The following is a 10591-nucleotide window of genomic DNA, read 5'->3' as shown; positions in this document are numbered from 1 at the left end:
TGTTCTAGTGTTTTAATATTATTACGACAGTAAAAAAATAGTTTGATTCTTCTAACATGAATGACCATCTAGAAGTGGAAATGTATAAAAGATTTATTTTATGAAGTTTTCCTAATATCATTCACTCATGATACGCAGCTCCGTATCATAAGTGATGATATTTTTGTAATGTGTTCGGGCATGCTCTCTACTTACTAGTAGGTCAAGTGATTGATCATTAAATAGTAGAAATAGCATGTCTAAGGAGACATTCCACAAAATCATTAACATACATTAAATAAATTGAGCTGTTGCATAATAGACATAAGGAAATGTTCTTTTCTATATTTAGAAAAGCTGTCAAGGCGAAGTTTAAATATCACAAAACTTAATTGGAAAAGAGAATCAACTGGAACTTGCTAGCGTTGCAAGTTGAATAAAAAAACAACCAAGATTAGATTGTAGGAACTTGTAGAAGATCATAATTTGAAGTTAACAAAAGAATTCCACGACACCTCTACTCTGTTAAGTACAGGAAACAGAGAGTTAAGGGCAAGAAAAATAGGCGAGGATATCGGGTTGAAAGGCCGATTGGAGAACATAAGTTAATAGTAAATAAAAAGACGAAGAAATCGCATCAAGTGGATTCTTCGCCTGCTTATTGATGAGATTGTTGTGACAACGTGCTTATTTTATTAGAAGATATCTTTTTCTGATTTTTCTAATGCTAAAGCTAAACACCCAATGATTCCAGCATCATCTCCTAATTTTGGAGGTAATACATAGTTTTCGAATGCTGGGTAGTCTACATAGTGATTCATCAAACCAACCAAAGCTTCTTGGACTCGTTCTCTCAGATGTGCTTGTTTCATTACGCCTCCGCCAAAGATGATGACATCAGGTGAAAATAGAAGAGTTGTGTTATAGACACATTGAGCGATGTAATAAGCTTCTAATTCCCAAGAAGGATCAGCGACAGACAACTCTTGACCTTTCATGCCTGTTCTTTGTTCGATTGCAGGTCCAGAAGCCATTCCTTCCAGGCAATCGCTATGATAAGGACAAACACCTTTAAAGGTATCCACAGGGTGTCGGCGCACAAGCATATGTCCCATTTCAGGGTGGCTGAAACCTTCTACAAAAGTGCCATTTTGCAAGGCACCGCCACCAATACCTGTTCCAATCGTGTAGTAAACAATAGTGGAACGCCCTTTTCCATTCCCCGCGACATATTCTCCGTAAGCAGCTGCATTGACATCGGTGGTAAAGACAATCGGTAGTTCTTTTAAATTTTTATTTAAATAACCGATAAAATCAAAATTCTGCCAAGCTTTTTTTGGCGTAGAGGTGATATATCCGTATGTTGCTGAATTGGGATGAATATCAATCGGTCCAAAAGAACCTATTCCAATCGCTGCCAGTTGTTCTTGGTGTTTTTTGAAGAAATCAATAACGTTATTCATCGTTTCTATCGGCGTGGTTGTAGGGATTTGTATTCTTTCAATTACTTCTAAATCTTTCGTACCTACTGCGCAGACAAATTTTGTTCCGCCAGCTTCAATTGCTCCATATAACATAAAACATTTGCTCCTTTGCAGTTAAGTCGTTTTACCTTGAATCAGCTTTACTGGTAAAACGTAATGTGATTCCAGTGGTTTTTCAGCATCTTGGATTCTTTGCAGTAGCAAGTCTACAAGGATGTCGGCAATATCCGTTATTGGTTGAGCGATAGTAGACAGATGCGGAAAATAATTCTGGATAAATTTTGTTCCGTCATATCCAATGATTTTCAATTGCTCAGGGATGCGGATATCGAGCTCTTGACACAGATTGTATGCCAATACAGCTGTAAGATCATCTGTGCAAAAAATACTGTCAATCTCTTCATTTTGCAAAATCCGTTTGATTTCTAAATTTTTTAAAGCAGTGGAACGAGCAGTTGAATGGAATTGAAAAATCTGTGGTTCTAGCTGCTGCTCATCCATAAATTTCAAATAGCCGTTCATTCGGTCATTTGTGGGGGAGTTGGATTCTTCCGAGCCCGTCAAAATAGCGATTTTACGAGCTCCTTTTAGATAGAGATTTTCTGTCGCGAGATAACCGCCTCGGAAATTATCACTGCTGACGATTGGTGTTCCGTCTGCCAGATAGCGGTCAAAAGAGACGATTGGCAACTCAATATTTTCGTACTCCTGTATCCCGAGATTATGAGCGCCGGCGATGATGCCGTCCACTTTATTTGCTGCTAACATGTTGAGATAATTTCGTTCTTTTTCTTTATTATTAGCACTGTCACATAAGATAGAACGATAGCCTAAATCAAATAATTTACTTTCCAACTGTTCGACTAATTCGCCAAAAAACGGATTGGCGACTGTTGGGAAAATCAAGCCGATCAATTGGGTGTTTTTTCCTTGAAGTGAACGGGCTAACGAATTCGGCTGATAATTGAGTTCTTTCATTGCTTGATTCACTTTATCGATTGTTTTTTGACTTAAAGAACCATAATTATTTATCACTCTCGAGACAGTAGTAGGAGAGACTCCTGCTTTTTTTGCCACATCTGTCAATTTAACAGCCATTTTCTTCATCCTTTATTTGTTCATATTCCGCAGATGCCATAATTTCCCTTTAAATTCCCTGTCACTTTTTATATACAAGCCCGTTTGATCATCTGTCGGAAAGACACGGGCAGTCGCTGTTTGCTGTCCATCATTTACAAACACCTCTACAACGGAACGATCAACAAATATTTGTAATTTCAGCGGTTTCTTTTCAATTGAGAATTCACGTACAGTTCCAAAATTTTCAGCGAAAGATTTGCCGGCATGGCTGCGATCCATACTCATTTTACCATGTATCATATCAAAGGATAGTGCTAAACCGTGTTTTTGTTGTTCATCTGCAAACAATAAAATAGTACCTTTCTGTGAGTAATCGAATTCTAACTGGAGTTCATATTGATTTATTTCCGCGTCAATAGTGGTTTCCAAACCGCTAAAGTGATAAGGTTTTCCTTTTCGCAACTGCGCTGTTTCTTTCACCGGTCGTTGATAGAGCTGCTCTTTTTCAATAGTAAGTTCTTTTACGATGCTCAAGCAGTGTGCCCATCCTTCTTCGTCAGTTGGATAGCTGATTTCAGGCAACCCAATCCAACTGATTGCCAAGGTTCGTCCATTTTCATCACTGAAACAATGCGTCGCGTAAATGTCAAATCCTTCATCTATATTTTTTATGTGAGTAGGGTCGGAAAGCTCATTTTTTTCAAAATCAAATGTTTGACCGATCACGTAAGTATTCGGGTAAATATTACTATATGAGTGGATCTCGTGAGATAAACCTTGTGGGCAGAAGACCAGTAGTGCTTTGCCGTTCACAAATAATAGATTTGGACACTCGATCATAAAACCCATTTCTTCCTCTGTAAAACCCAAAGTTCCTAAAAACTGCCAATTTTGAAGATCTTTACTGTAATAAGTTAGGATTCTTCCTTGTTTTTGTTCAGTTTGTGCTCCGACAATGAGCAAGTAACCGTCATCATAAGCAATCAGCTGAGGATCACGGATTTCTTGTGTATATCCCGGAGGTGGGGAGCTGATTAAAGGAGTCGGTATCTTAGTGATATTACCATTTTTGTCCATCCATGCCCCTAACTGGAAGGAATGACGTCCCCAATTCGAATCACGCACATTTCCGGTATATGCAAGGAACAGTTGATTATCAATCGGCAAAGCTGAACCTGAGTACACACCGTGACTGTCAAATGAATTATCCGGAATCAGTTTGAGGCCATCGTTTTTCCAATCTATCAGATTAACTGAGGAGAGATGGTACCAAGATTTCAGACCATGAACAGACCCCATCGGATATGCTTGATAAAATAGCTGCCATTTCCCGTCGAAATAGGAAAAACCATTCGGATCGTTCAATAAACCAGTAACTGGTTGTATATGGTAGCCTAAGCGCCAATGGGAAGAATTGATTTTTTTCTCTAAGGAATGCAAATGTTCTTCAGACCATTCTTTATATGGACGATAACGATCCGTTCGTGACCAATTTTCTTTAAGTTTCATGACAAACTCCTTGTAAACGTATTTTTGGAATTATAATATATTTTTTCTGGTAAAATGTCAAACGAATATCAAAATTAAATGGCTTATAAAAGCTATTTTTTTATATATAAAAAATTATTTTATTTAAAATTTGATAATCGATTGACAATTGTTTTAAATCATGGCATATTGTGCTTAAGAAAAATTTATAGTTACTGCTTCAATAATTTTGGATTAGGAGGAAATGAAATGGATTACAAAAAAGTAGCTGAAGAAATCAGCAAAGCGCTTGGAGAAGACAATGTACAAGCAGCTGCGCATTGTGCAACACGTTTACGGCTTGTCTTAAAAGATTCAGACAAAGTAGACCAGAAGGTTCTGGATGATAATGAAAGTGTGAAAGGAACTTTTGAAGCAAATGATCAATTTCAGATCATTATCGGAGCAGGTGATGTGAATAACGTATATGATGAATTCGTTAAGATCACCGGCGTAAAGGAAGCTTCAACCGACGATTTGAAAGCGGTAGCATCGAATAAGAAGAATAATCCTGTCATGGCCTTTATCAAGGTGTTGTCAGATATCTTCGTTCCGATTGTCCCTGCATTGGTTGCGGGTGGACTGTTGATGGCTCTGAATAATGTTTTGACGGCACAGGATTTGTTTGGTCCTCAGTCAGTGGTTGAGTTGTATCCATCAGTGAAAGATTTTGCTGGCATCATTAATTTACTTGCTTCAGCGCCGTTTGCTTTTTTGCCGATTTTGGTAGGTTTTTCAGCAACTCGACGTTTTGGAGGCAATCCGTATCTTGGAGCAGCAATGGGGATGGCGATGGTCATGCCGGATTTAGTGAATGGATACAGTGTGACGAATGCTATTGCAGAAGGATCGATGCCTTATTGGAATATTTTTGGAATGAATGTGGCACAAGCCGGTTATCAAGGATCTGTTCTTCCAGTCCTTGCAGTTTCTTGGATTTTAGCTACTTTAGAAAAATTCTTCCATAAACGGTTGGCTAATGCTTTCGACTACACATTTACTCCAATGCTAGCTATTATTATTACTGGTTTTTTAACTTTTACAGTAGTAGGGCCGGTGATGCGTACTGTCGGAGACGGCTTAGCTGATGGATTAAGCTGGTTATACAGTACTACTGGAGCTTTCGGCTTAGGTGTCTTTGGTTTCTTCTATTCGCCGATAGTCATTACCGGATTACATCAAAGCTTTCCAGCAATCGAGACTACTTTACTAGCAGATGTTGCCAGAACGGGTGGCTCTTTTATCTTTCCAGTTGCCTCAATGGCAAATGTAGCGCAAGGAGCGGCTGCTTTGGCGATTATGCTGCTGACAAAAAATAAAAAGCAAAAGAGTCTAGCTACCACTGCAGGTGTTTCCGCTATGTTGGGGATTACTGAGCCAGCGATATTCGGTGTGAATTTGAAACTGAAATTTCCGTTTATTTGTGGAATGATTGCTGCAGGAATTGCTTCATTCTTTATCGGCTTGTTCCACGTATTAGCAGTTGCGATGGGACCGGCAAGCGTCATTGGCTTTATTTCCATTGCACCTCGTTCGATTCCTTCATTCATGATCGGAATTGTTATCAGTATAGTGATCGTTTTTTTTAAGCACTTACTTCTATGGAAAAAAACATATGGAACTGCTAGCAGATGGTGAATCAAAAGGAACAGAAGCAGCTGAGTCAATCAGTTCAGCTCCTAAAACGACTAGGAAACCGCAAGATGAAATTTTAGCTGCATCAGTCAGCGGGAAGATTCTCCCTTTAACGAAGGTAAAAGATCCAGTTTTTTCCACTGAAATGATGGGAAGAGGTATAGCAGTCAAACCAGATGACGGGGTAGTCCATGCTCCAGCAGATGGTATATTGACAGTTGTCCACGAATCTAAACATGCATATGGCTTGAAAACAGAGAAAGGAGCGGAAGTACTGATCCATATCGGTATCGATACAGTGAATCTAAAAGGGGCCGGATTCACGACACAGCGACAATATGGTGAATTAGTGAAAAAAGGGGATATTCTCGGTACATTTGATCGTAAATTGCTTAAAGAAGAAGGGTACGACGATACAATTATGGAAATTGTCACTAATTCCTCTGCATATGCTAATGTAAAAATTCTTGAAAAAAACACGGTCAAAAGTGGTGAAGATATTCTGATAGTGAGTGAAACAGATGAAAAATAAATGGTGTAAAAGTGCAGTAATCTATCAAATCTATCCTCGAAGTTTTCAAGATACAAATGGAGATGGCATTGGAGATATTCCTGGTATTCTTTCAAGATTAGATTATCTAGAAAACCTGGGAATCAATGCGATATGGTTAAGCCCGGTTTATGAATCACCTAATGATGATAATGGCTATGATATCAGTGACTACAGAAAAATAGGCGCAGAATATGGAACGATGGCAGATATGGATTTACTGATAAAAGAAGCACGACAAAGGGGAATAAGAGTCATCATGGATCTTGTTATCAATTATACGTCAGACAGACATCCATGGTTTCAATTGGCAAAAAAAAGTGTTACCAGTCCCTATCACGACTATTATGTTTGGCGTAAAGAACCGAATGGATTAGAGTCGAACTTCGGCGGTTCAGCATGGACCTATGTGCCCGAAGTGAATCAATATTATCTGCACTTGCATTCGAAAAAGCAGCCGGATTTGAATTGGCAAAATCCAAAGATGAGACAAGCAATCTATGACATGATGAATTTTTGGCTTGAGAAAGGGATTGGCGGATTTCGATTAGATGTCATTGATCTGATTGGAAAACAGCCGGAACAATCTATTACTAAAAATGGTCCTCTTTTACATGATTTATTGCAAGAAATGTACCAAAAAACTTTTGGTCATTATGATGTAGTGACAGTGGGAGAGACTTGGGGAGCAACGCCCAAGATTGCGCAGCTGTATTCAAAAGAAGAACGCAAAGAATTATCAATGGTCTTTCAATTCGAGCATATTAATCTAGACAAACAGAATGGCAAGCGAAAATGGGATCTAAAGGATTTAGATCCACAGGAATTACATCGGACTTTTTCTAAATGGCAGATTGAATTAGGTGGTTGTGGTTGGAATTCTTTATTTTGGAATAATCATGATCTCCCACGAATCATTTCTCGCTGGGGGGACGATCAAGAATATCGAACAATCAGTGGAAAAATGCTAGCGATATACCTCCATTTTATGCAAGGTACTCCTTATATCTATCAAGGAGAAGAGATCGGCATGATCAATTATCCAGTAAAGAGTATTGATGAGGTAGATGATATTGAAAGCCAAAGAATGTATGCAGAACGTATAAAAAAAGGCTATTCGAAGGAAGAGTTGATCCAATCAATCAACTCGAAGGGGCGAGATAATGCTCGCCATCCGATGCAATGGAACAATCACAAAAATGGTGGCTTTACGGAAGGCACTCCTTGGTTGCCAGTGGGGAATACAGAAGAGATCAATGTAGAAGCAGCATTAGCTGCTCAAGATTCCTTGTTTTATACGTATCAAAAACTGATCGAATTGCGCAAAGAATTACCTGTGATTGTCTATGGGAAATATCAAGTCATTGAGACAGAGGAACCGAATGTTTTAGCATATCTACGCAGTTTAAAAAAACAAAAAATACTAGTTGTAGTTAATTTTTCTGATCAAAAGACTACTTTTCCAATCGGTAAGTATCGTGTCAAACAAGTCTTGATCCAAAATTACAAAAAGAAAATTACTAACAATTTACTCCCATATGAAGCTTTTAGCGCGCTGATCTATTAAGTGGTTTTTTCTATAGATGAATCTTTGTTATGAGGTAGATAGTTCAATGAAACAGTTATTCGATTTGTTTATAGAAAACAATTTAATCAGCAAAAAGGGGGACAAACTTTTAATTGTCTCCCTTTAATTGTTAGGATGGAATATTATCACTCTTAAACAATAAGTTAAAAAAATACTCGTTTACATAAAAAAGATTATTTAGATGCGATAATATCATAGATAAAGAAACATTCATCATAAGAAACAGTGATCCCAAATTCTGTTTCAATATTTTTGAAGGCCTTTTTTACATGAAAAATTGTTTCATGAGAAGGTCTTGTGTCATCTTCTGATATAATTTTAAGTTCATGACCGTTTATCAATGTACGCTCAATTAGACACGCTGTATGAATCAAAAGTTTTAAAAGAATGGAATGAGTGAATTTTTTGTGGAAAGTACATTCCAATTCTTGGATAAAATCCATTAAGCTTTTTTGGATCTTATTCCCAGCTAATAAGTAGAGATATTTGTCCACTGCTTCAATTCCCATATCAAAAAACGATATTTCTTGTGAATGAGTGGCTGCTGCCCTTTTTTGATTGTTGTTCTTCAGTCGTAAGATGACAAAGCATCTTATCTTTGAATAAAAAAATAGAACTACCTAAGGAAGCGTTTCGGCGCTTCCTTTTTCTATATGATCGTTTAATGACTGTAGGAATTCAGTATACCAAAAGAAAACCACCTTTTTGACTAAACTTGATAGTGGTCAATTTTTTATGATGGATAAGTATCTATACTTAGTCTCGTAAGAATGAAAAGGAAAAGAGGGAGAAAGATGAAATTTCAAAAGTGGATCCAAGAGCATCGAAATCATATCACCGCCTTATCAGCTGTGTTGATTATTTTTGGTTTTATCGGAAAATTTACTGGATTTGTCTTGTTCTATAACATTGCTCTAGCCATAGCTTCTATTATTGCGGTCATACCTATTATGATCCATGCGTATCAGGCAGTAAAAGTCAAAGTTATCTCAATTGATTTACTCGTTACTATTGCTGTGCTTGGTGCCTTTATGATCGGAGAATACAAGGAGTCAGCTATCGTTACATTCTTGTTTTTGTTTGGTAGTTATCTGGAACAAAAAACATTGACCAAAACGCGGGAATCAATCAAGGCTTTGACCGAGATGGCCCCATTGACTGCCAGCGTTGTCCAAGAAGATGGAACGACTGAAGAAGTGGAAATCGATGACGTGGAAGAAGGTGATATCGTCTTAGTAAAAACTGGTGGAGCTATTCCTGTGGACGGACGAGTCATTGACGGAAAAGGGTATGCGGATGAAGCCGCAGTGACGGGTGAATCACGACAAGTCGTCAAAATCAGTGGAGATGACGTATTTTCTGGAACGATTTTAGCAGATGGCTACGTGACGATCGAAGCAACTAAGGTCGGAGATGATACGACCTTTGCCAAAATTATCGAATTAGTCGAAGAAGCACAAGATACCAAATCACATGCGGAAAAATTCATTGATCGTTTTTCTCAGTATTATACTCCAACCGTTTTACTTATTGCGTTGCTTGTTGGTCTGATCAGTCGTGATTTTCGTTTAGCCATCACTGTTTTGGTTCTTGGTTGTCCTGGCGCTTTAGTCATTGGTGCGCCTGTTTCGAATGTAGCAGGAATCGGTAATGGAGCGAAACGGGGCATCTTAGTCAAAGGCGGTGAAGCAATGGATACTTTTTCCAAAATCGATACTTTTGTCTTTGATAAAACCGGTACATTGACCAAAGGAACTACTGCTGTATCCACTATCAAGAACTATACAGAGGATGAAGGGGACAGCTTAGCTTTAGTGGCTCGATTAGAAACGTTATCCGATCATCCTTTGGGGCGCGCCGTGATCCATTATGCTCAGGAGAAAGACATTGATTTTCAACAATTAGCAGTCAAAGATAATCAGACGATCAAGGGACAAGGAATCACAGCTGAGATTGATGGTCATACAGTTTGTGCGGGCAACACCAAATTGATTGCCGCTCACAAACTTTCTCTCACACCAAAGCAAGTACAAGATTTACATCAATTACAACAAACAGGCAGCTCGGTCATTATTGTAGTAATCGACAAAAAAATCACTCAAATTATTGGTGTGTCAGATGTGATTCGACCAGAAGTCGCTGAACAATTAGCTATGTTGAAACAAGCAGGAGCAAAACATTTAGTGATGCTGACAGGTGATAATCAGATGACTGCTGATTATGTAGCTGATATGTTAGGCATTGATGAAGTCCATGCTGAATTATTACCAGATGAAAAGGTTCAATTTGTGAAAAAATACCAAGAACAAGGATTGCGCGTTGCTTTCATTGGAGATGGAATCAATGATTCTCCCTCTTTGGCTGCGGCTGATATCGGGATTGCTATGGGATCAGGAACGGATGTTGCTATCGAAACGAGTGACGTTGTCTTGATGCAATCTAGTTTTGGATCGTTGGTTCATGCCTACCGTTTGGCTAAGAAAACTGTTTTGAATACCCGTGAAAATGTAGTGATTGCCATTGGTGTCGTCTTATTTTTACTCATCGGCTTATTTGCCGGGTTTATTTACATGGCTAGTGGGATGTTCGTTCACGAAGCTAGTATCTTGATCGTTATCTTTAACGCGATGCGTTTATTGTATTTTGGACACGAAAGCAAAGAGGAAAAATCGTAAAACTTGATAAGAATCAATTTTTTTATGGAAGCTGTAATCTAGAATAAGACTATCAAGAAAAAGGGAGGAAGAA

Annotated in this window: 6 protein-coding genes and 1 pseudogene; 3 read left to right on the top strand and 4 right to left on the bottom strand. The window is 38.4% G+C overall.

Features of this window, described 5'->3' with window-relative positions; all coding sequences use genetic code 11:
• Positions 1–674 precede the first annotated feature (674 nt).
• Genes KFO35_RS09310 through KFO35_RS09300 form a run of 3 tightly spaced genes read right to left on the bottom strand, consistent with a single transcriptional unit; the run spans position 675 to position 4052 of the window.
• Positions 675–1556, bottom strand: coding sequence for an ROK family protein (locus KFO35_RS09310; protein WP_002292294.1), 882 nt, complete (start codon positions 1554–1556; stop codon positions 675–677).
• Between the two features lie 21 nt (positions 1557–1577).
• Positions 1578–2561 carry a LacI family DNA-binding transcriptional regulator gene (locus KFO35_RS09305; RefSeq protein ID WP_002316030.1) on the bottom strand — a complete coding sequence of 328 codons (984 nt, stop codon included), beginning with the start codon at positions 2559–2561 and terminating at the stop codon, positions 1578–1580.
• Between the two features lie 12 nt (positions 2562–2573).
• Positions 2574–4052, bottom strand: coding sequence for a sucrose-6-phosphate hydrolase (locus KFO35_RS09300; RefSeq protein WP_044382675.1), 1479 nt, complete (start codon positions 4050–4052; stop codon positions 2574–2576).
• Positions 4053–4280: 228 nt separating this feature from the next.
• Here KFO35_RS09300 and KFO35_RS09295 point away from each other — a divergent pair.
• Positions 4281–6237, top strand: a pseudogene (locus KFO35_RS09295) (sucrose-specific PTS transporter subunit IIBC).
• Positions 6227–7822 carry a glycoside hydrolase family 13 protein gene (locus KFO35_RS09290; protein ID WP_025477384.1) on the top strand — a complete coding sequence of 532 codons (1596 nt, stop codon included), beginning with the start codon at positions 6227–6229 and terminating at the stop codon, positions 7820–7822. The pseudogene KFO35_RS09295 and the gene KFO35_RS09290 overlap by 11 nt, the downstream one beginning before the upstream one ends.
• A 194-nt stretch (positions 7823–8016) precedes the next feature.
• Here KFO35_RS09290 and KFO35_RS09285 read toward each other — a convergent pair whose 3' ends face one another.
• Positions 8017–8337 (bottom strand): PRD domain-containing protein, encoded by a 321-nt coding sequence (locus tag KFO35_RS09285; RefSeq protein WP_002330723.1) that lies wholly within the window; start codon positions 8335–8337, stop codon positions 8017–8019.
• A gap of 300 nt (positions 8338–8637) precedes the next feature.
• Here KFO35_RS09285 and KFO35_RS09280 point away from each other — a divergent pair, with 300 nt between their 5' ends.
• Entirely contained in the window at positions 8638–10518 is a 1881-nt protein-coding gene (locus KFO35_RS09280) for a heavy metal translocating P-type ATPase (RefSeq protein WP_025477382.1), read from the top strand.
• Positions 10519–10591 lie beyond the last annotated feature (73 nt).

The sequence above is a fragment of the Enterococcus lactis genome (genome assembly GCF_015751045.1).
Classification (GTDB): domain Bacteria; phylum Bacillota; class Bacilli; order Lactobacillales; family Enterococcaceae; genus Enterococcus_B; species Enterococcus_B lactis.
The sequence above is the reverse complement of the archived record's forward strand: the minus strand, read 5'-3'. Positions and strand labels throughout refer to the sequence as shown.

Bases quoted from the DNA above. Each gene is read 5' to 3' on its own strand.
- KFO35_RS09310 (WP_002292294.1), bottom strand. From the start codon at position 1,556: ATGTTATATGGAGCAATTGAAGCTGGCGGAACAAAATTTGTCTGCGCA.
- KFO35_RS09305 (WP_002316030.1), bottom strand. From the start codon at position 2,561: ATGGCTGTTAAATTGACAGATGTGGCAAAAAAAGCAGGAGTCTCTCCT.
- KFO35_RS09300 (WP_044382675.1), bottom strand. From the start codon at position 4,052: ATGAAACTTAAAGAAAATTGGTCACGAACGGATCGTTATCGTCCATAT.
- KFO35_RS09290 (WP_025477384.1), top strand. From the start codon at position 6,227: ATGAAAAATAAATGGTGTAAAAGTGCAGTAATCTATCAAATCTATCCT.
- KFO35_RS09280 (WP_025477382.1), top strand. From the start codon at position 8,638: ATGAAATTTCAAAAGTGGATCCAAGAGCATCGAAATCATATCACCGCC.